At 68.8% G+C, this 23114-nt stretch carries 25 protein-coding genes, 1 tRNA gene and 1 pseudogene; 12 read left to right on the top strand and 15 right to left on the bottom strand.

What is annotated here, in order from left to right; translation table 11 throughout:
• Positions 1–4: 4 nt before the first annotated feature.
• The 6 genes from MMG85_RS08990 to MMG85_RS08965 form a co-directional block, all read right to left on the bottom strand.
• Positions 5–859 (bottom strand): alpha/beta fold hydrolase, encoded by an 855-nt coding sequence (locus MMG85_RS08990; RefSeq protein ID WP_241045736.1) that lies wholly within the window; start codon positions 857–859, stop codon positions 5–7.
• Complete coding sequence (gene thiD, locus MMG85_RS08985) at positions 856–1665, bottom strand: bifunctional hydroxymethylpyrimidine kinase/phosphomethylpyrimidine kinase (RefSeq protein WP_241045735.1); 810 nt, start codon at positions 1663–1665, stop codon at positions 856–858. The genes MMG85_RS08990 and thiD overlap by 4 nt, the downstream gene beginning before the upstream one ends.
• Positions 1666–1709: 44 nt before the next feature.
• A complete protein-coding gene (locus MMG85_RS08980; RefSeq protein ID WP_241045734.1) occupies positions 1710–2387 on the bottom strand; it encodes a YoaK family protein in 678 nt (225 codons plus the stop codon).
• 274 nt (positions 2388–2661) lie between these two features.
• Positions 2662–4059, bottom strand: a complete 1398-nt coding sequence (locus tag MMG85_RS08975; RefSeq protein WP_241045733.1) for a PhoH family protein — start codon at positions 4057–4059, stop codon at positions 2662–2664.
• A gap of 115 nt (positions 4060–4174) precedes the next feature.
• A complete protein-coding gene (locus MMG85_RS08970; RefSeq protein ID WP_241045732.1) occupies positions 4175–4660 on the bottom strand; it encodes a peroxiredoxin in 486 nt (161 codons plus the stop codon).
• Between the two features lie 2 nt (positions 4661–4662).
• The gene (locus MMG85_RS08965; RefSeq protein WP_162336523.1) at positions 4663–5223 is read right to left on the bottom strand and encodes a glycine cleavage system protein R; all 561 of its coding nucleotides are present in this window, start codon (positions 5221–5223) and stop codon (positions 4663–4665) included.
• Between the two features lie 180 nt (positions 5224–5403).
• Between MMG85_RS08965 and dapA the strand changes: the two genes are divergently transcribed.
• Both dapA and MMG85_RS08955 read left to right on the top strand, forming a co-directional pair.
• The gene (dapA, locus tag MMG85_RS08960; RefSeq protein WP_241045731.1) at positions 5404–6312 is read left to right on the top strand and encodes a 4-hydroxy-tetrahydrodipicolinate synthase; all 909 of its coding nucleotides are present in this window, start codon (positions 5404–5406) and stop codon (positions 6310–6312) included.
• Between the two features lie 15 nt (positions 6313–6327).
• Positions 6328–6816, top strand: a complete 489-nt coding sequence (locus tag MMG85_RS08955) for a hypothetical protein (RefSeq protein ID WP_241045730.1) — start codon at positions 6328–6330, stop codon at positions 6814–6816.
• Between the two features lie 330 nt (positions 6817–7146).
• On the opposite strand, the gene fdxA is transcribed toward MMG85_RS08955, so the two are convergent.
• Positions 7147–7470: a ferredoxin FdxA gene (fdxA, locus tag MMG85_RS08950; protein WP_055943648.1), complete on the bottom strand. Its 324-nt coding sequence runs from the start codon at positions 7468–7470 to the stop codon at positions 7147–7149.
• Positions 7471–7751: 281 nt separating this feature from the next.
• Here fdxA and MMG85_RS08945 point away from each other — a divergent pair, with 281 nt between their 5' ends.
• Positions 7752–8459, top strand: a complete 708-nt coding sequence (locus MMG85_RS08945; protein ID WP_241045729.1) for a pirin family protein — start codon at positions 7752–7754, stop codon at positions 8457–8459.
• A 62-nt stretch (positions 8460–8521) separates the two neighbouring features.
• Here MMG85_RS08945 and MMG85_RS08940 read toward each other — a convergent pair whose 3' ends face one another.
• The 5 genes from MMG85_RS08940 to MMG85_RS08920 all read right to left on the bottom strand — a co-directional run bounded on the left by MMG85_RS08940 (position 8522) and on the right by MMG85_RS08920 (position 13227).
• Complete coding sequence (locus tag MMG85_RS08940; protein WP_055943654.1) at positions 8522–8680, bottom strand: DUF1427 family protein; 159 nt, start codon at positions 8678–8680, stop codon at positions 8522–8524.
• Positions 8677–8907: a XapX domain-containing protein gene (locus tag MMG85_RS08935; RefSeq protein ID WP_241045728.1), complete on the bottom strand. Its 231-nt coding sequence runs from the start codon at positions 8905–8907 to the stop codon at positions 8677–8679. Before MMG85_RS08935 ends, MMG85_RS08940 begins: the two co-directional genes overlap by 4 nt.
• Positions 8904–10544 (bottom strand): MFS transporter, encoded by a 1641-nt coding sequence (locus tag MMG85_RS08930; protein WP_241045783.1) that lies wholly within the window; start codon positions 10542–10544, stop codon positions 8904–8906. Before MMG85_RS08930 ends, MMG85_RS08935 begins: the two co-directional genes overlap by 4 nt.
• Positions 10541–12397, bottom strand: a complete 1857-nt coding sequence (locus tag MMG85_RS08925) for an amidohydrolase (protein ID WP_241045782.1) — start codon at positions 12395–12397, stop codon at positions 10541–10543. The genes MMG85_RS08930 and MMG85_RS08925 overlap by 4 nt, the downstream gene beginning before the upstream one ends.
• Positions 12398–12570: 173 nt before the next feature.
• A complete protein-coding gene (locus MMG85_RS08920; RefSeq protein ID WP_241045727.1) occupies positions 12571–13227 on the bottom strand; it encodes a hydrolase in 657 nt (218 codons plus the stop codon).
• A 262-nt stretch (positions 13228–13489) separates the two neighbouring features.
• Here MMG85_RS08920 and MMG85_RS08915 point away from each other — a divergent pair, with 262 nt between their 5' ends.
• From MMG85_RS08915 to MMG85_RS08905, 3 genes are all read left to right on the top strand, one after another.
• Positions 13490–14296 (top strand): MipA/OmpV family protein, encoded by an 807-nt coding sequence (locus tag MMG85_RS08915; RefSeq protein ID WP_241045726.1) that lies wholly within the window; start codon positions 13490–13492, stop codon positions 14294–14296.
• 74 nt (positions 14297–14370) lie between these two features.
• On the top strand, positions 14371–14916 hold the full coding sequence (locus MMG85_RS08910; RefSeq protein ID WP_241045725.1) for a GNAT family N-acetyltransferase: 546 nt from the start codon (positions 14371–14373) through the stop codon (positions 14914–14916).
• A 1-nt stretch (position 14917) separates the two neighbouring features.
• Positions 14918–16036 (top strand): MBL fold metallo-hydrolase, encoded by a 1119-nt coding sequence (locus tag MMG85_RS08905; protein WP_241045724.1) that lies wholly within the window; start codon positions 14918–14920, stop codon positions 16034–16036.
• Positions 16037–16051: 15 nt separating this feature from the next.
• Here MMG85_RS08905 and MMG85_RS08900 read toward each other — a convergent pair whose 3' ends face one another.
• From MMG85_RS08900 to MMG85_RS08890, 3 genes are all read right to left on the bottom strand, one after another.
• A complete protein-coding gene (locus MMG85_RS08900) occupies positions 16052–17428 on the bottom strand; it encodes an ATP-binding protein (protein ID WP_241045723.1) in 1377 nt (458 codons plus the stop codon).
• A complete protein-coding gene (locus tag MMG85_RS08895; RefSeq protein ID WP_345778845.1) occupies positions 17425–18090 on the bottom strand; it encodes a response regulator transcription factor in 666 nt (221 codons plus the stop codon). Before MMG85_RS08895 ends, MMG85_RS08900 begins: the two co-directional genes overlap by 4 nt.
• A gap of 156 nt (positions 18091–18246) precedes the next feature.
• A tRNA-Glu gene (locus MMG85_RS08890) sits at positions 18247–18321 on the bottom strand.
• Between the two features lie 74 nt (positions 18322–18395).
• Here MMG85_RS08890 and pcnB point away from each other — a divergent pair.
• From pcnB to MMG85_RS08860, 6 genes and pseudogenes are all read left to right on the top strand, one after another.
• Positions 18396–19751 carry a polynucleotide adenylyltransferase PcnB gene (gene pcnB / locus MMG85_RS08885; RefSeq protein WP_241045722.1) on the top strand — a complete coding sequence of 452 codons (1356 nt, stop codon included), beginning with the start codon at positions 18396–18398 and terminating at the stop codon, positions 19749–19751.
• Positions 19748–20239, top strand: a complete 492-nt coding sequence (gene folK / locus MMG85_RS08880; RefSeq protein ID WP_241045721.1) for a 2-amino-4-hydroxy-6-hydroxymethyldihydropteridine diphosphokinase — start codon at positions 19748–19750, stop codon at positions 20237–20239. Before pcnB ends, folK begins: the two co-directional genes overlap by 4 nt.
• A gap of 17 nt (positions 20240–20256) precedes the next feature.
• Entirely contained in the window at positions 20257–21069 is an 813-nt protein-coding gene (gene panB, locus MMG85_RS08875) for a 3-methyl-2-oxobutanoate hydroxymethyltransferase (RefSeq protein WP_241045720.1), read from the top strand.
• A gap of 36 nt (positions 21070–21105) precedes the next feature.
• Complete coding sequence (panC, locus tag MMG85_RS08870; protein ID WP_241045719.1) at positions 21106–21948, top strand: pantoate--beta-alanine ligase; 843 nt, start codon at positions 21106–21108, stop codon at positions 21946–21948.
• 81 nt (positions 21949–22029) lie between these two features.
• A complete protein-coding gene (gene panD, locus MMG85_RS08865; RefSeq protein ID WP_241045718.1) occupies positions 22030–22410 on the top strand; it encodes an aspartate 1-decarboxylase in 381 nt (126 codons plus the stop codon).
• Position 22411: 1 nt separating this feature from the next.
• Positions 22412–23114: pseudogene (locus tag MMG85_RS08860) on the top strand (glucose-6-phosphate isomerase); the annotation flags it as partial.

The following is a 23114-nucleotide window of genomic DNA, read 5'->3' as shown; positions in this document are numbered from 1 at the left end:
TGGCTCAGGCGAGCAGGGCGTCGACCACGGCCTGCGGCTGCTTCATCCAGGCGAAATGGTCGGCGCGCGTTCCCAGCGCGGCATGATGCAGCACGGTGACATGGGTGGGACTGTCCGGCATCTTCGCCATCAGCGCGCGCAGCGAGCTTTCCGGGGCCAGCCAGTCATCGTCGAACAGCACGCCGCGCACCGGTGCCCGCAGCGCGCGCATCCCGGCTTCCAGATCCACCGGCCAGCCTTCGGCGCGGTAACGACCGCTCAGTCCCACGCGGGCCCAGTCGCGGATCAGCCCGCGCGCCTCGTCGCCGCCGAAGCCCAGTCGCCGTCCCGGCAGCGCGCCGCAGGCGCGGGCCAGCCATGGGGCGAACTGGTAGAAGAACGGCAGCGCGTAGCCGCGCGGTGCCGGGAACGTGCGCCAGTACGGCGTGCCGCTACCGACCAGCCAGAGCGCCGCGAACGCTTCCGGATCCTGGCCGGCATGGCAGGCCGCCAGTTGGCCGCCCAAGCTGTGGCCGCCGATGCGGTGGGGAACACCCGGCAGGCGGCTTCGCATGGCCGCATGGCTGAGCGGCAGATCGGTGCCCAGCAGGTCGCGATAGCCCCAGTCGTTGCGACGGTTGGCGCGCAGCGAGCTGCTGCCGTTGCCGCGCCACTCGTGCACGAACACCGCCACGCCGCGTGCGGCGAGGGCTTCGGCGAAGGGCAGGTAGTGGCGGGCGGCGACGCCGAGCGCGGGGATCCACAACAGCGCGGACGCGGCGTTGGCGGGAATGCGGGCGATCAGCGTGTACGCGTGGCCATCGGCCGACTGCAGCGGATGCTCCTCTGCGGCGATGCCCTGTTCGTCGACGGTATTCATGCGTTCGGTGCGGCTCCGACATGGTCGAGCACGACGATGTCGCTGCGCCCGGGCCGGTAGCCGCCGCGCAACGCCGCGTGCACGTAATCCGAGGCGGCCAGGCAGGCGTCCTTCATTGCCATGCCCTGTGCACGGCGGGCGGCGATGGCGGACGCGAGCGTGCAGCCGGTGCCGTGCGCTTCCAGCGCCAGGCGCGGATGCGAGGTCTCGGTCAAGCCATCTTTGTCGACGAACAGGTCTACCACGTCGCCTTCGTCCTGCAGATGCCCACCCTTGAGGAACACCGCGCGCGCGCCCAACGCCAGCAGGTCATGGGCGGCCACGCGCATCGCCTGCGCATCGGGAATCGGACGGCCCAGCAGCAGTTCGGCTTCGGGCAGGTTGGGCGTCACCACGTCGGCCAAAGGCAGCAACTGCGTGCGCAGTGCATGCAGTGCGCTGTCCTCCAGCAGCTTCGCACCGCTGGTGGCGACCATCACCGGGTCGACCACCACCGTGGCCGGGCGATGGGTGCGCAATGCATCGGCGACCACGCCGATCACCTCGGCGGTGGCCAGCATGCCCAGCTTGACCGCACGGATGTCGAAATCCTCGAAGCAGGCATCGAGCTGTGCGCGCAGGAAAGCCATCGGCGGCACGTTCACGGCGGTCACGCCGCGCGTGTGCTGCGCGGTCAGCGCGGCAATCGCCGACAGGCCGTGCACGCGGTGCGCGGCGAAGGTCTTGAGGTCGGCCTGGATGCCGGCGCCGCCGCCGGAGTCGGAACCGGCGATGGTGAGGGCGGAAACCACGGAAGGAGCTGTCATGCGGGGATTGTGCCATCCCGTACGCCAGCGTGTGGGTGGCGGGATCAGCGAGGCGGCGGCCTCGCGTGCAGCCACTGGCGATACAGCACGTAGCCGATGCCCGTACCGCCGGTGAGCAGCGCCGGCGCCAGCAGCGCGTCGTAACCGACCTGCCGGTACAGCCACGCCCCCAGCACGCCGCCGCCCAGGAAGCCGGTGATGATCAAGCCACTGAGGGTCAGCCGGCGCACCGGCAACGGCATGCCGCGCAGCAGGTGGCCCAGGCCGATGCCGAGATCGGTGAACATGCCGCTGAGGTGCGTGGTGCGCACGGCGGCGCCGCTGTAGGTGGTGACCATCGCGTTCTGCAGCCCGCAGGCCACCGCAGCGAGCAGCGCGCCCCAGATCTGTTCCTGCTTGAACAGCGGAATCGCGGCGAGCAACAGGCCCGCTTCCAGCGCCAGCACCACGCCGTAGCGGCGACCGAGTTGCAGGGTCTGGTCCTGGATGATCAGCCCGCTCAGCATCGCCCCCAGGCAGAACGCGACCAGCACGCCCCACAGATGGATCACCGCGCGTGGGTCGCCCTGCGCGATCGCCGCACCCAGCAGGCTGGTGGTCCCGGTCAGGTGGCTGACCGCCTGGTGCTCGAAGCCCAGGTAGCCGATGACGTTGACCATGCCGGCCACGCAGGCCAGCAGCACGGCGCCGATCCAGACCCAGCGGGGGAGGTGGAGGCCCATGGCGGCGTCAGTGTGCCTCTGACGCGGTATACGTGCGTCGTCCCGGCCATATCCACGTCAACGCGCAGCCAGCAAGGGCTGGCAACACCGTGAGCAACGCGAAAAACAGCGCGACCGAACCCCGCAGCACGCGTCGCCACTGCAGGCCGCTTGTCGAGCCGCCCGTTGCCCCGGGAAGAGCAGGCCCGAGGGCATCGTGTGGTGTGTAGGGATCGTGCATGGCAGATCGGTGCCCGGCCGCTGCGCTGTCGGTGAGCGCAGCGGCCGGATGCTGCTACAGCACTTCCGACGCGTAATCCGCCAGCCGAGAACGCTCGCCACGCCGCAGCGTGATGTGCGCGCTGTGCGCCCAGTTCTTGAAGCGGTCCACCGCGTAGGTCAGGCCGGACGTGGTTTCCGTCAGGTAGGGCGTGTCGATCTGCTCCACGTTGCCCAGGCAGACGATCTTGGTGCCGGGACCGGCACGGGTGATCAGCGTCTTCATCTGCTTGGGCGTGAGGTTCTGCGCCTCGTCGAGGATCAGGTAGCGCGAGAGGAAGGTGCGACCGCGCATGAAATTCATCGACCGGATCTTGATGCGGCTGGCGAGCAGGTCATTGGTCGCCGCACGACCCCACGCGCCGCCCTCCTGGTTGTGCGTCAGCACTTCCAGGTTGTCGGTCAGCGCGCCCATCCACGGCGTCATCTTTTCTTCTTCGGTGCCGGGCAGGAAGCCGATGTCCTCGCCCACGCTGACCGTGGCGCGGGTCATGATGATTTCGCGATACCGTTGCTGGTCCATCGTCTGCGCCAGGCCCGCCGCCAGCGCCAGCAGCGTCTTGCCGGTGCCGGCGGTGCCGAGCAGGGTGACGAAGTCGACGTCCGGGTCCATCAGCGCATTGAGTGCGAAGTTCTGCTCGCGGTTGCGCGCGTTGATGCCCCACACCGCGTGCTGGCTGTGGCGGAAATCGTCGACGATCTGCAGCGTGGCCTTGTCGCCCTCGACCTTGCTGACGCGGAATTCGGATTCATCGTCGCCCGGCAGGTACAGGTACTGGTTGGGATACCAGCCCGCGCCCTCGGTCATGGTGACCTCGTAGAAGGTGCGGCCCTTGTCGGTCCACGAGCGCAGGTCCTTGCCGTGACGCTGCCAGAAATCCTCCGGCACCGGGTCCGCGCCGGTGTACAGCAGGCTGAAGTCGTCGAGCGCGCGATCGTTCTCGTAATCCTCCGACACGATGCCGGCGATCGCCGCCTTGATGCGCAGGTTGATGTCCTTGGAGACGAACACCACCGGGATGTCCGGTTCCTGTTCCTTCAGTGCCAGGATCGCGCCCAGGATGGCGTTGTCCGGGATGACCGCGCCGAAGCTCTTGCCGGCCTCGAAATGGCTGGTCTGGAAGCGCAGCAGGCCGGCGCTCTGGCTGCCGCGCAATTGGATGCTGTTGGGCTGGATCAGCGGGATGCCGGCAGCCAGGTTGTCCAGGCCGGAAGCCTGGACCAGTTCGTTGAGGAAGCGGCTGACCTGCCGCGCGTTGCGGCTCGCTTCCGAGGTGCCCTTCTTGCCGTTGTCCAGTTCCTCGATCACCTGCATCGGCAGGTAGACATCGTGTTCCTCGAACTTGAACAACGCGGTGGGGTCGTGCATCAGCACGTTGGTGTCCAACACATAGATACGCTTGCTACGGGTCATTCGGGCAACCTCATCGAGGAAGATGTGTGAACACGGGCGACTTTTCCGCGGACAGCAGCGAACCACCATGACCCGCCGCGGCGCGGGATGGTGGGTGGGAGGGAAGGGGATTCCGTCACTGGGCCTGGTGGGCCTTCAGGGCGTCCAGCACGGCTTGGGCATGGCCGGGAACCTTCACGGCGCGCCATTCCTGCGCGATGCGGCCGTCGGGCGAGATCAGGAAGGTGCTGCGCACCACGCCCAGCACCTTTCGGCCGTACATGTTCTTTTCATGGATCACGTCGAAGGCCTTGCAAAGCGCTTCGTCGCCATCGCTGACCAACGGGAACGTGAAGCCCTGCTTGGCGCAGAAATTGTCGTGCGACTTCACCGAGTCGCGCGAGACGCCCAGCACGGTCGCGTTCAATTTCTTGAACTTCGGCAGCAGCGCGTTGAAATCCAGGCCTTCGGTGGTGCAGCCCGGCGTGCTGTCCTTCGGATAGAAATACAGCACCAGCCAGGCGCCGGCGTAGTCGGCGAGGGTGCCGGTCTGGCCACCGGACAGCGCCAGCGGCAGTTTCAGTGTCGATTTTGGCAGAGCGTTCGCGCTTTTCGCCGTCATCGTCAGAACTTCATCGGATCCATGATCGCGTCCAGGTTCAGATGGTCGCAGAACTCGAGGAAATCGTCGCGCAGCGCGGCGATGTGCATGTTGGCCGGTACGCCGATGGTGACCTGCGCCGAGAACATCTCGGCCCCGGTCTGCATCGCGCGGTAGCGCGTGCTCTGCAGGTTCTCGATGGTGATGCCCTGGCGGTCGAAGAAATCGGCCAGCTGGAACAGGATGCCCGGCTTGTCGGCGGCCACCACTTCCACGATGTACGGCAGCAGGTTGGACTGCACCACCTTCGGGCCGGTGCGGTAGAACACCAGCTTCAGGCCGTCGTCGCGCTCCAGCCGCGACAGCATGGCCTCCAGCTTGGCCACCGCGTCCCACGAGCCGGTCGCCAGCGCCGTCACCGACACGTCGCGGCCCACCGTGGACAGCCGGGCATCCACCAGATTGCAGCCGCTATCGGCGATCCGGCGCGTCACCGACAGGAGCGGCGATTCCGGATGCGTCGTGTAGGCGGTGATCAGGAGGTGGTTTTCGGTCGGCGAAGGCCGGGGCGTGGAATCGGTCAAGAGAGCTTCCGGCGTTGCGGTCAGGCTGAATGGCGGCCGGGCCGTGGCCCGGCGACGCAGGCAGCATACTTGCCCGCCCTTTGAGCCCGCAAGTAACATGCGGCCGACATTGCAGGCGGGCCGGGATAACTGCGCTTACGGGCGCTTCCGGTGCGCCGGATCCCCACCGAGAGCCTTCCCTTGCATCTTTCCGGCAGCATCACCGCACTGGCCACGCCGTTCCTGGCGTCGGGCGAACTCGACCTGCACGCCTGGCGCGCGCTGCTCAAACAGCAGATCGACGGCGGCACGCAGGGCGTGGTGGTGGCCGGTTCCACCGGTGAAGCGGCGGCCCTGTCCGACGACGAATACCACACGCTGCTGCGCATCGCCGTGGAAGAGGTGCATGGCCGCATCCCGGTCCTCGCCGGCACCGGGCAGATGAACACCGCCAAGACCATCGCCGCCACCCGCCGCGCCGCTGCGGGTGGCGCGCAGTTCGCGCTGGTGGTGACGCCGCCGTATGTGCGGCCGACGCAGGCAGGCCTGGTGGCGCACTACCGCGCCGTGGCCGACCAGGGCGGGTTGCCGGTCGTGCTCTACAACGTGCCCGGCCGCACGGGCTGCGACCTGCTGCCGGAGACGGTGGCCGAACTGGTCGGGCATCCCAACATCGTCGGCATCAAGGAAGCCCGCGCCGAACCCGAGCGCATGGCCGCGCTGCTGGCCCTGCGCCAGCCGGGCTTTGCCGTCCTCAGCGGCGACGACCCCACCGCATCGTGCGCGATGCTTGCCGGCGCCGATGGCCTGATTTCGGTCGGCTCCAACGCCCTGCCGTGCACCTTCCGCCGGCTGTGCGACCTGGCCCGCGCCGGCGATGCCGCCGCCGCATCCGCGCTGGATGCGCACCTGCAGGAGATCTACGCCTTCCTCGGCGTGGAATCCAATCCCATTCCAGTGAAGGCGCTGTTGCAGCGCGCGGGCTTCGGCCACGGCCTGCGCCTGCCGCTGCTTACGCTGTCTTCCGCCCATACCGATACTGCCGACCGCCTCGCCACCGTGGCGCAGGCGTTGGAAGCACAATCCAGCCGCGCTACCCTCGCGGCCTGAACCCAGGAGAACCTCATGCGTCTTTCGTCTTCCCTCGTGCGTCCGCTTGCCCTCGTGCTGCTGGTCGTGTCCGTCGCCGGCTGCTCGTGGTTCAAGAAGGGTGCAAGGGGCGACTACGCACTGGCCCCGGAGGCACGCCCGCTGGAAGTGCCGCCGGATCTGACCCTGCCCAACACCAGTGGCGCCATGCAGGTGCCCGCCGCCGGCCAGGCGACGCCGGCGGCCGCGCCGGCGGCAGGCGGCTTCAATGTGGCGGGTTCGCGTGACGATGCCTTCGCCCGCGTGGGCGAGGCGCTCGCCGGTGTCGAAGGCGTGACCATCGCCAGCCGCGCGCAGCTGCTGGGCACCTATGACGTCAGCTACGAAGGCGCGAGCTTCCTGGTCCGCGTGTCGGCGGTGGAAGCCGGTGCGTACGTGTCGGCGGTCGACCCGCGCGGCCTGCCGGCGACGTCGCCGGCGGCGGTCAAGCTGCTCGCCGCGCTGAAGGCCAAGCTGGGCGGCTGAGTCGCCCACCACGCAGGAACGACGGTGTCATCGCCGTCGTCCCGGCGCACGCTGGTGCCTGGCGTGACCCTCGGACCAGCGCGGTAAACGCAACATGGATCCCGGCTTTCGCCGGGATGACGGAAGAAAAGCGCCTCACGGCGCTTTTCTGTTTATGGCGGAACATCCACACCCGTCGTCCCAGCGCACGCTGGGACCCATCTTGATGTTGCCGGTGCCGCCCGACAGCCATGGCAAAGGCAACATGGATCCCGGCTTTCGCCGGGATGACGTAGAAAAGGCGCCTTGCGGCGCCTTTTTTCATGTGTACGTCTTGGTGGGGCGCGCCCGTCAGCGTTCCAGCAACGGCAGCTTGTCCGGCTTGCCTTCCCATTCCTTGGCATCGGGCAGCGGCTCCTTGCGCGTGGTGATCACCGGCCAGGCGCGCGACAGCTCGGCGTTGAGCGCAACGTAGCCTTCCTGTCCGGCGGGCACGTCGTCTTCGGGGTAGATGGCATTGATGGGGCACTCGGGTTCGCACAAGGTGCAGTCGATGCACTCGTCCGGATCGATCACCAGGAAGTTCGGCCCCTCGTGGAAGCAGTCCACCGGGCAGACTTCCACGCAGTCGGTGTACTTGCACTTGATGCAGTTTTCGGTAACGACGAAAGGCATGAAGACGAACGCTCGAACGGAAACCGCGCAAGTTTAATGCAGGTGGCCCGCCATGGCGTGGGTACCTGGGTACGCGCGACGACACGCCACCTTCATCGCGACGCAATGACGCAGCTTCCACCCTGTGTCGCGATGCAGGGTTGTCCTGTCGGCGTGCCGGTCCGGGCGGCCCCTGATTTATTAACGACATTATTGAAACAATCAATTGGTTTGTCGGGTGTTTATTCCATTTTTGTCCGGGCCCAATCTGTGCGCCATCCCACCACCAAAGGAGTTCCGCCATGATCACCCTGCGCCCCGCCCACGCCCGCGGCCACGCCAACCACGGCTGGCTGGATTCGTGGCACAGCTTTTCCTTTGCCGGCTATTTCGACGACAAGCATGTGCACTGGGGTCCGCTGCGCGTGATCAACGAAGACCGCGTGGCCGCCGGCCGCGGGTTCGGCGAGCACGGCCACCGCGACATGGAGATCATCAGCTACGTGCTGGAGGGCGCGCTGGGCCACAAGGACTCGATGGGCAACAGTTCCAGCATCGTGCCGGGCGATGTGCAGCGAATGAGCGCGGGCACCGGCGTGCAGCACTCGGAGTTCAACTACAACGAAGCGGGCGCCACGCATTTCCTGCAGATCTGGATCATCCCCGACCGCCAGGGCGTGACGCCGTCGTACGAGGAGAAGTCGTTCCCGGCCGCCGACAAGCAGGGTCGCCTGCGGCTGGTGGTCAGTCCGGACGGCGCCGACGGCTCGGTGAGCATCCACCAGGACGCGCGCATGTACGCGGGCCTGTTCGACGGCAGCGAAAAAGCGGAACTGCCGCTGGCCGACGGGCGCCTGGGTTACGTGCACATCGCCCGCGGCGAAGCCACCGTCAACGGCCAGGCGCTGAAGGCCGGTGATGCGCTGCTGTACGACGGCGAGCCGCTGGTCAGCATCGAACGCGGCATCGCCGCCGAAGTGCTGGTGTTCGACCTGCCGCGGATGCAGTAATCGCCCGGCACGGCGAAGGGAAGGGCGCGCCTGTCGCGCCCTTCTTCGTTTGCGGGCGGCCGTCAGCCGAGTAACCGGTCCGCGACGAGAAACCCTGCCGTCATCGCCACCACCAGCAGCGCACCCTGCAACCGTGGTGGCGCGGGCACAGGGATGTCGAGCCAGCGGCAGGCGATGCCGATGGCGAGCGCAAGCACGATGCCGACCAGGGCCGTGGTCATGGTGCGTCGCTCCCGGCGGACTGGCCGCTGGGGCCGCCGCAGTCGCGCCGATGGTGTGCTTCGCGCCGGCTGAGTACGCGGTCGGCCAGCAGGTAGCCGCTGGTCATCGCCACCACCAGCAGGGCGCCGACCAGCACCGGCGGTGCGGGCACGGGCACGCCGAAGGCGCGGCATCCGAAACCGATGGCGAAGCCGAGCAGGAGCCCGGCGGCGAATTTCCAGTTCATGCCAGGCCTGCATGGGCAGACGGCGCGGAGGGCGGCGCAGCGCCCGGCGCACCGCCGATGAAGTGGCGCACATGCGGCCGTTGCGTGGGATCGGCCAGCGTTTCCAGCACGGCGTCCTGGAGGCTGCGTTCGTCTTCGGTCACGCGTTCGTGCTGGCGCAGATGCTCGCGCCATGACGCATCGACGAAGTACTCCAGGTACACGCCGGGCTGCGTGCTGTCCTCGGCCACGCCCCATTGCAGCGCTCCGTTGCGGCGTCGTGCGTGTCCGAGCGGTTGCAGGCGATGCAGGAAGTCCTGCCGGCGTGCCGGATCGACGCGGTACTCGATCGTCACCAGCACCGGGCCGCGATCGTCGTGCAGGTCTGCGCTGACCACCGGCTGCGGCCAGTGGCCCGAAGGCGTGACGTTCACGCGCGCCGCCTCGCCCAGGCGGAAGCGCGCGCCCGCGATCGCCGCCACCACCGTGCCCACGGCGGCGACCAGCAACGCACGTGGCGTGCCGGCGTGCTGCGCCAGCCAGCCCCAGCCCAGACTGCCTGCTGCCATGCCGCCGGAAAACACCACGATGTACAGCGACAGCGCCCGCGCGCGGACCCATGCCGGTACCGCCGTCTGCGCCGCGATCTGCAGCGACGAGAGCACGGCGATCCAGGCGAGTCCGGCGAGCAGCGCGACCCCGTACAGCAGCGGCATCCAGCGCAGCAGGGCGAATGCCAGGATGCAACCGGCGTACGCAAGCGTCGCCCACAGCACCATGCGGTCCGCATCCATGCGCGCGCGCAGTCCAGGCAACAGCAGCGCGCCACCGATGGCGCCCGCGCCGATGCAGCCCAGCAGCAGGCCATACGTGCCGGCGCTTGCCTGCAGGTCCTGCTTCACCACGATGGGCAGCAGCGCGGTGAGCGCGCTGGCGAAGGTGAAGAACCAGGCGGCCTTCACCAGCACCGCCTGCAGCACGCTGGCGCGCGAGGCATAGCGCAGGCCGGCGCGCAGGGCGACGCCGAAGGTTTCCGGCGGCAGCACCGATGCGGTCGGTGCGCGGCGCCAGCGCCACAGCACCACGGCGACGCCGAGGAAGGTCAACGCATTCACGGCGAACGCCCAGGCAATCCCCGCCTGCGCCACGATCAGCCCGCCCAGCGCCGGGCCGGTGGCGCGCGCGATGTTCATGCTCAGCGAGCCCAGCGCCACCGCCGGTCCCAGCATCGGCTTGGGCACCAGCTCGGGTGTGGTGGCCTGCTGCGCCGGCATCGCCATCGCCGCGCCGATGCCGAGCGCGAAGGTCAGCGCGATGAGGGTCCACGGGCCCAGCGCGTCGAGATGCGCGAGGATGGCCAGCGTGCTGGCGACGAGCAGCATCCACAGCTGCGCCACGATCAGGTAGCGCCGCCGATCGACGATGTCGGCCAGGGTGCCGGCGACAATGGCCAGCACGACCACCGGCAGGGTGGTCGCCGCTTGCACGGCCGCGACCATCAGCGGGGAATCGGTGGTCTCGGCCATGATCCAGGCGGCGGCGACGTCGTGCACCCAGGTGCCGATGTTGCCGACCAGGATGGCCAGCCAGAGGGCGCGGAAGGTGGGCTGTCCCAGCGGCGACCACGGGCCGTGCGTGACGGGCGTGGACATGGTCAGAACGCGAAGCACGCGCAGCCGAGTGCACCCCAGAAAGCCTGCAGGTCGCCGGTCGGCACGGCGTGCTGTGCCGCATGCTGCGGGCCGGCGTGGTCGTGCGCGTGTACCCGGCACGCCGGGCCATGCACATGCGCCAAGGCTGCGCTGGCCTGCGCGAGCGTGCCGCCCTGGTAGCCGCCGAAGCGGTTGACCGGCGACCAGTCGGGCATCGGTTCCGGCAGGACCGGCGCGTGCGCTGCGAACGGTCCGGTGCCATGCACGATGCGTCCGCCCAGCACCGTCAGCACGCTGGTGATGTCGGGGATATCGTCCTCGGCGACGGCGAAGTAGTCGGCCGACAGCAGCGCGCAGTCGCCCAACTGTCCGGGTGCCAGTCGCCCCTTCCTGTCCTGTTCGGTGGAGAACCAGGCGCTGCCGTGCGTCCACAACTGCAGTGCTTCCTCGCGTTCCAGTCGGTTGTCGTCGCCATACATCTGCAGGCCGCCGAGCGTGCGCCCGCTGACCAGCCAGTACAGCGCCACCCATGGGTTGTAGCTGGCCACGCGGGTGGCGTCGGTGCCGGCGCCGACCGGCACGCCGGCCTGCAGCATCCGCCGCACCGGCGGCGTATGCCGCAATGCGTCCTTGCCGTAGCGGGCGGCGAAGAATTCGCCCTGGTAGGCCATGCGGTGCTGGACGGCGATGCCGCCGCCGAGCGCGCGCACGCGGTCGATGTTGCGCGGCGAGATGGTTTCCGCGTGGTCGACGATCCAGTGCAGGCCGTCGAACGGCACCTCGCGGTTGACCTGTTCGTAGACGTCGAGCACGCGGGTAATGCTCTCGTCGTAGGTGGCATGGATGCGGAACGGCCAGCGCTGCTCGGCGAGGAAGCGCACCACCCCCGCAAGTTCGCCTTCCAGCGTCGCCGGCAGGTCGGGGCGCGGTTCGCGGAAATCCTCGAAATCCGCCGCCGAGAACACCAGCATCTCGCCCGCGCCGTTGTGGCGCAGCAGATCGTCGCCCCGGCCGGGCTTGAGCATCGTCGACCAGCGCTGGAAGTCGGCCAGTTCCTCGCCCTTCTTCTGGGTGAACAGGTTGTAGGCGATGCGCACCGTCAGCTGGCCGTCGGCATGCAGCTGCTCGATGATCCGGTAGTCCTCGGGATAGTTCTGGAAACCGCCGCCGGCATCGATCACCGAGGTGATGCCGAGCCGGTTCAACTCGCGCATGAAATGCCGCGTGGAGTTGAGCTGGTATTCGGCGGGCAACCTCGGTCCCATCGCCAGCGTCGCGTACAGGATCAAGGCATTGGGCTTGGCCAGCAGCAGGCCGGTGGGGTTACCCGCCTTGTCGCGCTGGATCTCGCCGCCGGGCGGGTCGGGCGTGTCCTTCGTGTAGCCGACCGCACGCAGGGCGGCGCGGTTGAGCAGGGCGCGGTCGTACAGGTGCAGGATGAAGACCGGCGTGTCGGGCGCGGCCGCATTGAGCTCTTCCAGCGTCGGCAGACGCTGCTCGGCGAACTGCGATTCGCTGAAGCCGCCGACCACGCGCACCCATTGCGGCGCCGGCGTCACAGCCACCTGCGCTTTCAGCATGGCCATGGCATCGGCGAGCGAGCGCACGCCATCCCAGCGCAGTTCCAGGTTGTAGTTCAATCCGCCGCGGATCAGATGGGTGTGGCTGTCGTTGAGGCCCGGCACCAGTCGGCGGCCGCCTGCGTCGATCACGCGGGTCGCCTCCGAGGCGTGTGCCATCACGCCGGCATCGTCGCCCACCGCCAGCACCCGGCCGTCGGCGAACGCGATGGCGCTGGCGGTGGGCTGCGCCGCGTCCAGCGTGGTGATGCGCGCGTTGCGCAGGATCAGCTCGGCCATGCGGGGATCTCCGGGTCGGGCGCTGCCGGGCAGCGCGGCCAGCGTGGCGGCGCCGGCCATGCCTTTCAGGATGTGCCGGCGCGTGTCATCGACGACCATGGAAGACCCCCGGATCAGCATATCGGTGCTTTACGTCAGGGGACGGAAGGTGGGCCGGGCCCATGGCGGCGCCCTCAGTGGCCGCCTTCGGACGCGCCGAACATGCTCTTGGCGTACTGGATGCCCAGGCCATAGCCGCCGCCGTGCAGCTTGGCGATGCCGGTGGTCAGGTCATAGGTCGCGCTGCGCGCCCAGTCGCGCTGCAGTTCCAGCAGGTACTGCACGCTCGTCAGCGGCCTCACGCCAGCCTGGATCATGCGCTGCATCGCGCGCTCGTGCGCCTCGGCGGTGACGTCGCCGCAGGCATCGGCGATCACGTAGACCTCGAAGCCCTGGTCGAGTGCCGACAGGGCCGGTCCGACGATGCAGACACTGGTCCACAGGCCGCCGAGCACCACGCGGCCCTTGCCCGCGGCGTTCACCGCCGCGATGACCGTCGCATCCTCCCAGCAGTTCATGCTGGTGCGGTCGTAGGCCTTCGCGTCCGGGAAGGCGTCGGGGATCTCGGGGAACAACGGGCCCGAGAAGGACTTCTCGGCGACCGTGGTCAGCAGCGTGGACACGCCGAAACCGGCGGCGCCCTTGGCGACCAGGGCGACGTTGTTGCGCAGCATGGCCACATCGATCGAGTGGGTGGCGAAGGCCATCTGCGACTGATGGTCGATCAGGATCAAGGTATGGTCGACCGGCGTGAGCAGGGTCTTGCCGGCGGCGGGCGAGGCGGTGGGCATGGTCGGATCCTTTCAGGCAGGGGATCGGCGCACTGTCGCCCGCCCGCACGCCTGACGGCTTGCATGGACGTGCGCTTGTTGCGCGTTGCGCCGAAGCACTCAGGCGTCCCGCGCCTTGCCGAAAACCCGACTGCCCGTGCGAGCGTTCCCTCGCTCCATCGCAGCTGTCCGCGTGCTCGCTGGCGGGTTTAAGGAGTTCTTAAAGAGCCTGCGCGAGCATGGGGGAACCGGATGTCCGGCTCCCCCACCCGATGAGGTTTCCATGAGTGCGTTGCGCGCTTGCACGCCCCTGCTGTTGCTGCTGCCGTTTTCCGTTGCCGCCCAGGTCGTCGAACGTACCGACAAGCAGGCCCAGGATCTGTTGCCGTCGCGCTGGAGCGCGGGCCTGGCGGTCGTCCATCGCGACAGCGAATACGCCGGCGAGGGCACCCGCACGCGCCTGCTGCCGAACATCGCCTACGACGGCGATCGCTTCTACCTGCGGGGTGCGGCGCTTGGTTACCGCGCCTACAAGGACGAGCGCTTCGAACTGCGCACGTTCATCGCCGGACGCCTGGACGGCATGGATGCCGATGATTTCGGTGTGGCCGAACTGGCGCGGCGTGGCGTGGACCGCAGCCTGCTGTCCGACCGCGACGACAGCGTCGATGTGGGCGTCGGGGGCAGCTGGAAGGGCGCGGCGGGCAAGCTCGATCTCGATGCGCGCGTCGACGTGACCGGCACCAGCGAGGGCTACGCGGTCGCGCTGGATTACAGCTATCCGCTGACCCTGGGCCGCACAACCCTGGTGCCGTCGGTCGGTGCGGTGCGCCTGTCGGCCGACATGGCCGATTACTACTACGGCATCCTGGACGAAGAAGTCGCCCGCGGCGTGGCGGCCTACCGGCCAGGCGCCGCCACGGTACCGCGTGCCAGCCTCAGCCTGGTCCACCCCTTCGCCAAGCGCTGGGTGCTGCTGGGCAATCTCGAGTACCGCGCCTTGCCGGACGCGCTGCAGGACAGTCCGCTGGTCGAGGCGGGCAAGGATCGCAGCACGTCGCTGTTCATCGGCATCTCGCGCGGCTTCTGAGACATCGCTCGTCCCCCATCCGTTGCCTGGAGTTGCCCATGACCGCCCAACGCTCGCCTGTCAGGATCGCGACGATGCTCCGTCCCATCCCCCTGTCCCTTCTTCCATCGCCCGATGATCCGGTCTGGACACAGACCGCAGCACGCGACGATGTCGACATCCAGCGCGTCACCCGCGGCCATGCCGCCGCGCTGATGCGTTTGTGCGACCGGCAGATGGCGGAGTTGCCGGAAGCGCCGGGCACGCGGATGGGTGGCGGCGTACTCGAACTGATGGAGGCGCTGTTCGAACCGCCCTTGCGCGCCTGGGCATGGATCGCGGAGCGCGATGGAGAAGCGGTGGGCTACGCGTTCGCCACGGTTGGCTTCTCGATGATCGAGCGTGCGTATTACTTCAATCTGGAAGCGCTGTTCGTGACCGCGAGCGCACGCCCGTCGGGCATCGCCGCCGGCCTGTTCGCCGAAGCGCGTCGCACGGCGGCCCAACTCGGCTGCGTGGACCTGCGCTGGCAGGTACCCGTGGGGCAGGGGAGCGGACTGATGCCGCTGCCCGGCCAAGCCGGCGCCGCGACGGTGATCCAGTACGTGTTTTCCACCTTGCAGCAAGACCAGGTTGACTGAGATGCCCCGAAAGAACGAGAACAGGACCGCACCGTTGCGTGGCAAGCGTTGGCGCCGCGTGGCCGCGGCCGCATGCGTGTCGGCGAGCGCCTTCGCCTACGCAGGATTGTCCGGCTGCAGCACCGTGTCCTATCCGCAGTCGCCGCAGTTCGGCGACGACGGTTTCCAGAACGTGCGCAAGCCGCGTCCGCTGGGATGGCGCGAAACCAGCAAGCTCTGGTGGGATTTCCTGGTCGGCGGCAAGCCGGCCGGGACGGTGCCGACCCGTTCGATTCCGGTGCAGGCGGTGACACGCGAACAACTCGATGAAGCCGCCGACGGCACCCTGTACCGGTTGGGCCATTCCACGGTGCTGCTGAAACTCGACGGACGCTTCTGGCTGACCGATCCGGTGTTCTCCGAGCGCGCGTCGCCGGTGCAGTGGGCCGGGCCGAAGCGATTCCATGCACCGCCGATCACCCTCGACAAACTGCCGCCGCTGGCCGCCGTGGTGCTGTCGCACGACCACTACGATCATCTCGACCGCGAGACGGTACGCGTGCTGGCAGCGAAGACGGAGGTGTTCCTGACCCCGCTCGGCGTCGGCGACCGCCTCGTCCGCTGGGGCGTGCCGCGCGACAAGGTCCGCCAGCTCGACTGGTGGGACGACGTCGAACTGGAGGGCGTGCGCTTCACCGCGACGCCGTCCCAGCACTTCTCCGGCCGCACGCTGTTCGACCGCAATGCGACGCTGTGGGCGTCGTGGGTGATCCAGGCGGACGGGCTGCGTATTTTCTTCAGCGGCGACACGGGCTACTTCGACGGCTTCCGGACCATCGGCGAGCGCCTGGGACCGTTCGACCTGACGCTGCTCGAATGCGGTGCGTACGATCGCCGCTGGCAGGAGGTCCACATGCTCCCCGCGCAGACCCTGCAGGCGCACCTGGACCTGGGTGGCAGGTCGCTGCTGCCGATCCACAACAGCACGTTCGACCTGGCGTTCCATGGCTGGAGCGAGCCGATGGAGTCGCTGTACATGCTGTCCGGCCAGCGCGAGGTGCAGATCGTGACGCCGACGATCGGCCAGCCCCTGACGATCGCGCGGCCGGAAGCCACGCAGCCGTGGTGGCGCGCCGAGTGACGGCGGTGCCGTGGCTCAGGGGTCGGGCGTTGCCTGGAAGTCCACCCGGCAGGCGAAGCCCCGGCCACCGATGCCGTCGTCCACGGTGATCGTGGCTTCGTGCGCGCGCGCGATCCGCTGCACCAGCGACAGACCGATGCCGCTGCCACGCTCACCGTTGCCCTGGCTGCCGCGGAAGAAGCGCTCGAACACGCGTTCGCGCTCTTCCGGCGCCACGCCGGGGCCGTTGTCGCGCACGGTCAGCCACGCCGTGGCCCCTTCGGCATCCAGGCCGCAGGCGATCTCGATGCGGGCGTGCTCGCCGCTGTAGCGCACCGCGTTGTCCACCAGGTTGCGCACCAGGATGCCGAGGTCGTCCAGGTCGCCCTGCACGCTGGCCGGCTCGGCATGGATGGCGAGCGTCTGCTGCCGGCGGGTCGCCATCGACTCGAACTCGCGCGCGACCATCGTCACCACATCCGGCAGCGCGACCACCGGGCGGTCTTCGCGCAGCGGTGACGCATCCACGCGCGCGGAGTCCAGCAGCTGCTGCGCCAGCCGCGAGGTGCGCTGGATGCCATGCGAGAGCTGCGTCAGTGCCGCCTGCGCATCGGCCTGGCTGCCGGCGCGCATCGCCACCTGCGTCTGCGTCAGCAGCGCGGCCAGCGGCGTGCGCAGTTCATGCGCGGCATCGGCCAGGAACTGGCGTTCGCCGCGCATCGCATCGGACAGGCGTTCGAGCAACTGGTTGAACGAATCCACCAGCGGCCGGATTTCGCGTGGCAGGCCAGAGGCGGGCAGGGGAGCGAGGTCATGCGGCTCGCGCTGGGCCATCTCGCGGCGCAGGCGGTTCATCGGCCGCAGGCTCCAGTGGATGGCCAGGCCTACGATGGCCCCGAGCACCAGCAAGATGCCGATGCCGCTCCACAGGCTGATCTTCACCCAGTGCGCGAGTTCGGCCTTCATCGCCGACTGCGACATGCCGGCCTGCACCTGGATGCGGCCGCTGGCATCGCTGACGGCGTAGACGCGCCACGGCTCGCCGCCCACCTGGCTGATCACGAAGCCGGGCTTGAAGTCGGGTCGCAGCGGCTCGTCCGGCGCACCGTCCGACAGCACCACCGGATGACGCCGGCCGAGGATCCATACCTGGTAGCGCAGGGTTTCGAACTTCCGGTACGTGGAAGTGGCGCGCGTGGGCAATCGAAGACGCGGGCCTTCGCTCAGTGCGTCGAGGTTGGCGGGCATCGACAGCAGGATCTGCTCGCCCACCTCCTGCAGGAAATGGTCTTCATGCCCCTTCTGCTGTCGCGTCATCTGGAAGTGCTGCCCGCCCAGCCAGCATGCCCATCCCACGGCGAGGGGTGTCATCACCGCCAGCAACAGTTTGGCCTTCAGTGAATGATGGCTCATTCGCCTTCTCCCAGCCGGTAGCCGAAGCCGTGCACGGTGGCGATGACGCCGTCACCGAGCTTCTTGCGCAGTTGGTGGATGTAGACCGCGATGGTGTTGCTCTCGATCGAACCCTCGCCGCCGTACACCAGCGATTCCAGCATGTCGCGCGCGATCACGCGGCCGGGCCGCTCCATCAGCGCGAGCAGGGTGCGGTACTCGTGCACGCCCAGGCGCACCGGCCGGTCGCCCAGCCGCACCGAGCGGTCCGCCGGATCCAGCACGATGTCGCCATGCCGCAGCACCGGCGCCACGCGTCCCTGCGTGCGGCGGACCACGGCACGCAGGCGCGCGCCGAGCTCGCCGGCTTCAAAGGGCTTGACGATGTAGTCGTCGGCACCGGCGTCCAGGCCGCGGACGCGGTCGCTGAGCTGGTCGCGCGCGGTGATGATCAACACCGGGGTGGTGTCGTAGCGCTGGCGCAACGCCGCCAGCACATCCAGTCCGGAGCCACGTGGCAGCCCCAGGTCCAGCAGGACGGCGGTGTAGCCGTGGTCGACCAGGGCCAGGCGCGCGGACGCGACGTCTTCGGCGCGGTCGATGGCCCAGCCGTCCTGTGCCAGTGCCGCGGCCAGCGCGTCGCCCAGCATGCGATCGTCTTCAACCAGGAGCAGGCGCGACACGGGCGATCCTCGGGGTGGTGGAGGCCACCATGCTAGGTCGGTGCGATTAAAGCGTTTTTAATGCGGGCGTGTCCGGCCCGGAAACACAAAACCCCGCCGGAGCGGGGTCTTGGTGGGTCCACCTGCTGCGGCTCTCAACCCGCAACCTCGGCCGGATGGCGCTCCCTAGGGGACTCGAACCCCTGTTTTAGCCTTGAGAGGGCCACGTCCTAACCACTAGACGAAGGGAGCGTTTTTGGTGAAACCGGCGTAGCGGATTAGTATAGGCGGCGGCCAGGCTCAGGGCAATCCACCCAGTCGGCCGCGTGACCCTCCTGCATGGAACTGCCGCTATTACGCCCGTCACCGCTCTGCGAACCATCCCGCGCGACCAGCACACCATCTCGCGCAAGGACATCAGCCCGAACGCGCTGCGCGTGCTCTACCGCCTGCGGGATGCCGGTTTCCAGGCCTATCTGGTCGGCGGCGCGGTGCGCGACCTGCTGGTCGGTGGTCATCCCAAGGACTTCGACATCGCCACCGACGCCACGCCCGAACAGGTGCGCCAGCAGTTCCGCAACTGCCGGCTGATCGGTCGCCGCTTCCGGCTGGCGCATGTGGTGTTCGGGCGCGAGATCATCGAGGTGGCCACCTTCCGCGCCAACGTCGACGATGGCAGCGGCGACCGCGAGATGGACAACGGCCGGCTGGTCCGCGACAACGTCTACGGCACGGTGGAAGACGACGCGGTGCGCCGCGACTTCACCGCCAACGCGCTGTACTACGCCATCGATGACTTCTCCGTCCGCGACTATGTCGGCGGCTTCGAGGACACGATGGCGCGACGCCTGAAGCTGATCGGCGATCCCGAGCAGCGCTACCGCGAGGATCCCGTGCGCATGCTGCGGGCGGTGCGCCTGGCCGCCAAGCTGGACTTCGAGATCGAAGCCGAGACCGCCGCGCCGATCGCGCCGCTGGCGCCGCTGCTGGCCGAAGCTGCGCCCGCGCGCCTGTTCGAGGAGATCCTCAAGCTGTTCCTGTCCGGGCACGGCGTGGCCAGTTTCGAGGGTCTGGAGCGCTTCGGCCTGCTGAAGGTGCTGTTCCCCGAAACCGCGGCGGCGCTGGCCTCCAACCGTAGCGGCGCGCTGCGCCGGATGGTGCTGGCGGGCCTGACCGGCACCGACCAGCGCGTGGCCAACGATGAGCCGGTCTCGCCGGCCTTCCTGTTCGCCCTGCTGCTGTGGCCGGCGTACTGCCGCGCGCTGATGGGCCTGCAGGCGCAGGGCGTGCAGGCCGAGGAGGCGCAACGTCGCGCCGCCGACCGCGTCACCCTGCACCAGTTGAACACGGTTGCGCTGCCGCGCCGGTTCTCGCTGCCCATGCAGGAGATCTGGCTGCTGCAGACGCGCTTCGGCAACCGGCAGCGCAAGCGGGTGACGCGCCTGCTGAGCCATCCGCGTTTCCGCGCCGCGTTCGACTTCCTGGTCCTGCGGCTCGCGGCATCGCCCGAACATGCCGAGGACGTCGACTTCTGGCGCGAGGCACAGACGCAGTCCGGTGAAGAACTGGCCGCCACGCTCGGTGTCGCCGCATCGGCGGATGCGTTCGCCGACGACGAAGCGCAGCCCTCCAAGCGCCGTCGCCGTCGCCGTCGCCGCACCGGCGGGTCGTCGCCGGAATGACGCCGCGTATCCAGGCCTGCATCGGCCTGGGCGCCAACCTCGGCGATGCCGCGGGCACGCTGCGGCTCGCCATCGACGCGCTGGATCGACGCGAGGGCGTCGTCGTAAGCGCGGTTTCGCGCTGCTACCGCACGCCGGCATGGGGCAGGGAAGACCAGCCCGACTTCATCAATGCGGTCGCGCTGCTGGAAACGTCGCTGTCGCCACGCGCGCTGCTGGACCTGCTGCTGTCGGTGGAAGCCGAGTTCGGTCGGCATCGCGTGGAAGGCGAGCGCTGGGGACCGCGCACGCTGGACCTGGACCTGCTGCTTTACGGCGATGCCGTGGTCGACGAGCCGGGCCTGCGCGTGCCGCATCCCCATCTGCACGAGCGCGCCTTCGCGCTGGTGCCGCTGCTGGAGGTGCTGCCCGACGCCCGTATCCCCGGCCGTGGTCCGGCGCGGGACGCTGTGTCCGCGCTGGAAATGTCCAACATCCATCCGCTATGAGTGGATAATGCCGGACTATGAGCACGCACGCCGACAGCAAGCCCTGGACCGTTCCCGCCCTCGCCGACGCCAAGCGCGACGGCCGCAAGCTGGTGATGCTGACGGCGTACGACAACAGTTTCGCCCGCGTGCTGGATGCCAACGGCGTCGACCTGGTGCTGATCGGCGATTCGCTGGGCATGGTGGTGCAGGGGCATGATTCGACGCTGCCGGTGACGGTGGACGACATCGTCTACCACACGCGTGTGGTCGCCCGCGGCCTGAACCGTGCGTTGCTGGTGTCCGACCTGCCGTTCCAGTCCGACGCCACGCCCGAGCGCGCGCTCGATGCCGCCATCGCGCTGCTGCAGGCCGGCGCCGAGATGGTCAAGCTGGAAGGCGCGGGCCACAAGCTCGAGGTCATCCGTTTCCTGGTCGAGCGCGACATTCCGGTATGCGCGCACTTGGGCCTGACCCCGCAGTCGGTGCTGAAGTTCGGCGGCTACCGCGTGCAGGGCCGGGACGAAGCCGCCGCCGCGCGCCTGCGCGAGGAGGCCCGCGCCGTCGCCGATGCGGGCGCGCAGTTGCTGGTGCTGGAATGCGTGCCGTCGTCGCTGGCGGCCGCCATCACCGCCGACCTTGCCATTCCCACCATCGGCATCGGCGCCGGTCCCGGCTGCGACGGACAGGTGCTGGTGCTGCACGATTTCCTAGGGCTGGACACGGGCCACCGGCGGCCGAAGTTCGTCAAGGATTTCCTGGCCGAAGGCGGTTCCGTGGCGGGCGCGGTGCGCGCCTACGCCGACGCGGTGCGCAGCGGGGCCTTCCCCGACGACGCCCATTCCTACTGACCGCGCCGCGCGCAACCACACGCCACAGGGGCCACGATGATCGAGACCATCACCGAACTTGACGCGTTGCGTGCCCGCGTCAGGGAGTGGAGGCAGCAGGGCCTGCGCGTCGGCTTCGTGCCCACCATGGGCAATCTGCACGCCGGGCACTACTCGCTGGTGATGCTGGCCCGGCAATACGCCGACCGCGTGGTGTCCAGCGTGTTCGTCAATCCCACCCAGTTCGGTCCCAACGAGGACTTCACCCGCTACCCGCGCACGCCGGAAGCGGACATGAGCGGGCTGGAAGGCGCTGGCTGCGATGTCTTGTGGCTGCCCACGGTGGAATCCATGTACCCGTTCGGCGTGGAGCTGGCGGCCAACGTGCACGTGCCAGGTGTCAGCAGCGTGCTGGAAGGCGCGCACCGGCCTGGGCATTTCGATGGCGTGTGCACCGTGGTCAGTCGCCTGTTCAACCAGGTGCAACCCGATGTGGCGGCCTTCGGCAAGAAGGACTACCAGCAGCTCGCCGTTATCCGCCAACTGGTCACCGACCTGGCGTTCCCGATCCAGATCCTGGCCGGCAGCATCGTGCGCGAGTCCGACGGCCTGGCGATGAGCTCGCGCAACCAGTACCTGTCGGCGGACGAGCGTCCGCGTGCGGCGGCAATCCGCAGGACCCTGATTGCGATGCGCGAGAGTCTGGTCGCGGGAACGCCGCGCGCGCAGGTCGAGGCCGATGCCGCCCGCCAGCTCGCCGAGATTGGTTACGAAGTGGACTACACGGTGATCCGTCGCCCGGACCTCAGCGAACCGCTAGATGGCGAGCAGGGCGCGCGCGTCGCGCTGGTTGCGGCGAGGCTGGGCCGCACGCGGCTGATCGACAACCTGGAGTTCTGATCGCGTCGACCGGTGCGCGCGACACGCGCAGGACGGGCACGAGGCGATAAACTCCGCGTTCCCGCTCCTCTCCCCGCCGACATGCATCTCAGCCTGCTCAAGACCAAGATCCACCGCGCGACCGTCACCCATTCCGAACTGAACTACGAAGGCTCCATCGCCATCGATGGCCTGCTGCTGGACGCCACCGGCATCCGCGAGTTCGAGCAGGTGCATATCTGGGACGTCACCAATGGCGCGCGCTTTTCCACGTACGCGATCCGCGCCGACGAGGGCAGCGGCATCGTCTCGCTCAACGGCGGCGCCGCGCGCCACGTGCAGGTCGGCGACCTGGTCATCATCGCCGCGTTCGCCTCGATGAGCGAGCAGGAAGCCGATGCGTTCCAGCCCACCCTCGTTTACGTGGACGGCCAGAACCGCATCACCCACACCAACCGCAGCATCCCCAAGCAGGCGGCCTGACATGAGCAAGGGTTTCGACGCACTGCAGTCCCATGCCACGCGCCTGCGCGCGGCACCGCTGAACGCGCTGCTGGCGCGCGAACCCGACCGTGTCGCGTCGCACGCGCTGCGCAGCGGTCCGCTGTATTTCAACTTCGCGCGCCAGTCCTACGATGCACCCGCCTGGCAGGCGCTGCTGGCGCAGGGCGAGGCGGCCGACCTGCCGGGCGCGTTCCGCCGCCTGTTCGATGGCGCCGAGGTCAACGTCACCGAAGGTCGCGCGGCGCTGCACACCGCGCTGCGCGGCAAGAACTCCGATGCCGTGATCGCGCGCGAGGCCTATGCCATGGCGCTCGACGTGCGCCAGCGCATGGCGGCCGTGATCGCGCAGCTCGAAGCGAGCGGCGTCACCGACATCGTCAGCGTGGGCATCGGGGGTTCCGATCTGGGGCCGCGCCTGGTGGCCGACGCACTGCGGGATCCGCTGCCGGGTCGTTTCCGTGTGCACTTCCTGTCCAATGTCGACGGCGCGGCGGCGCAGCGCACACTGGCCCCGCTGGACCCCGCACGCACGGCGGCGGTGCTGATCTCCAAGACCTTCGGCACCCAGGAGACGCTGCTCAATGGCGGCATCCTGCGCGACTGGCTGGGCGGCAGCGAGCGCCTGTACGCCGTCAGCGCCAATCCGGAACGCGCCGCGTCCGCCTTCGACATCGCGCCCGAGC

The sequence above is a fragment of the Pseudoxanthomonas sp. LH2527 genome (assembly GCF_022539275.1).
Classification (GTDB): Bacteria; Pseudomonadota; Gammaproteobacteria; order Xanthomonadales; family Xanthomonadaceae; genus Pseudoxanthomonas_A.
Note: the sequence above shows the minus strand (reverse complement) of the source record. Positions and strands in the feature narration are given on the sequence as shown.

Bases quoted from the DNA above. Each gene is read 5' to 3' on its own strand.
- MMG85_RS08990 (WP_241045736.1), bottom strand. From the start codon at position 859: ATGAATACCGTCGACGAACAGGGCATCGCCGCAGAGGAGCATCCGCTG.
- thiD (WP_241045735.1), bottom strand. From the start codon at position 1,665: ATGACAGCTCCTTCCGTGGTTTCCGCCCTCACCATCGCCGGTTCCGAC.
- MMG85_RS08980 (WP_241045734.1), bottom strand. From the start codon at position 2,387: ATGGGCCTCCACCTCCCCCGCTGGGTCTGGATCGGCGCCGTGCTGCTG.
- MMG85_RS08975 (WP_241045733.1), bottom strand. From the start codon at position 4,059: ATGACCCGTAGCAAGCGTATCTATGTGTTGGACACCAACGTGCTGATG.
- MMG85_RS08970 (WP_241045732.1), bottom strand. From the start codon at position 4,660: ATGACGGCGAAAAGCGCGAACGCTCTGCCAAAATCGACACTGAAACTG.
- MMG85_RS08955 (WP_241045730.1), top strand. From the start codon at position 6,328: ATGCGTCTTTCGTCTTCCCTCGTGCGTCCGCTTGCCCTCGTGCTGCTG.
- fdxA (WP_055943648.1), bottom strand. From the start codon at position 7,470: ATGCCTTTCGTCGTTACCGAAAACTGCATCAAGTGCAAGTACACCGAC.
- MMG85_RS08945 (WP_241045729.1), top strand. From the start codon at position 7,752: ATGATCACCCTGCGCCCCGCCCACGCCCGCGGCCACGCCAACCACGGC.
- MMG85_RS08940 (WP_055943654.1), bottom strand. From the start codon at position 8,680: ATGACCACGGCCCTGGTCGGCATCGTGCTTGCGCTCGCCATCGGCATC.
- MMG85_RS08935 (WP_241045728.1), bottom strand. From the start codon at position 8,907: ATGAACTGGAAATTCGCCGCCGGGCTCCTGCTCGGCTTCGCCATCGGT.
- MMG85_RS08925 (WP_241045782.1), bottom strand. From the start codon at position 12,397: ATGGCCGAGCTGATCCTGCGCAACGCGCGCATCACCACGCTGGACGCG.
- MMG85_RS08920 (WP_241045727.1), bottom strand. From the start codon at position 13,227: ATGCCCACCGCCTCGCCCGCCGCCGGCAAGACCCTGCTCACGCCGGTC.
- MMG85_RS08915 (WP_241045726.1), top strand. From the start codon at position 13,490: ATGAGTGCGTTGCGCGCTTGCACGCCCCTGCTGTTGCTGCTGCCGTTT.
- MMG85_RS08910 (WP_241045725.1), top strand. From the start codon at position 14,371: ATGCTCCGTCCCATCCCCCTGTCCCTTCTTCCATCGCCCGATGATCCG.
- MMG85_RS08905 (WP_241045724.1), top strand. From the start codon at position 14,918: ATGCCCCGAAAGAACGAGAACAGGACCGCACCGTTGCGTGGCAAGCGT.
- MMG85_RS08900 (WP_241045723.1), bottom strand. From the start codon at position 17,428: ATGAGCCATCATTCACTGAAGGCCAAACTGTTGCTGGCGGTGATGACA.
- folK (WP_241045721.1), top strand. From the start codon at position 19,748: ATGACGCCGCGTATCCAGGCCTGCATCGGCCTGGGCGCCAACCTCGGC.
- panB (WP_241045720.1), top strand. From the start codon at position 20,257: ATGAGCACGCACGCCGACAGCAAGCCCTGGACCGTTCCCGCCCTCGCC.
- panC (WP_241045719.1), top strand. From the start codon at position 21,106: ATGATCGAGACCATCACCGAACTTGACGCGTTGCGTGCCCGCGTCAGG.
- panD (WP_241045718.1), top strand. From the start codon at position 22,030: ATGCATCTCAGCCTGCTCAAGACCAAGATCCACCGCGCGACCGTCACC.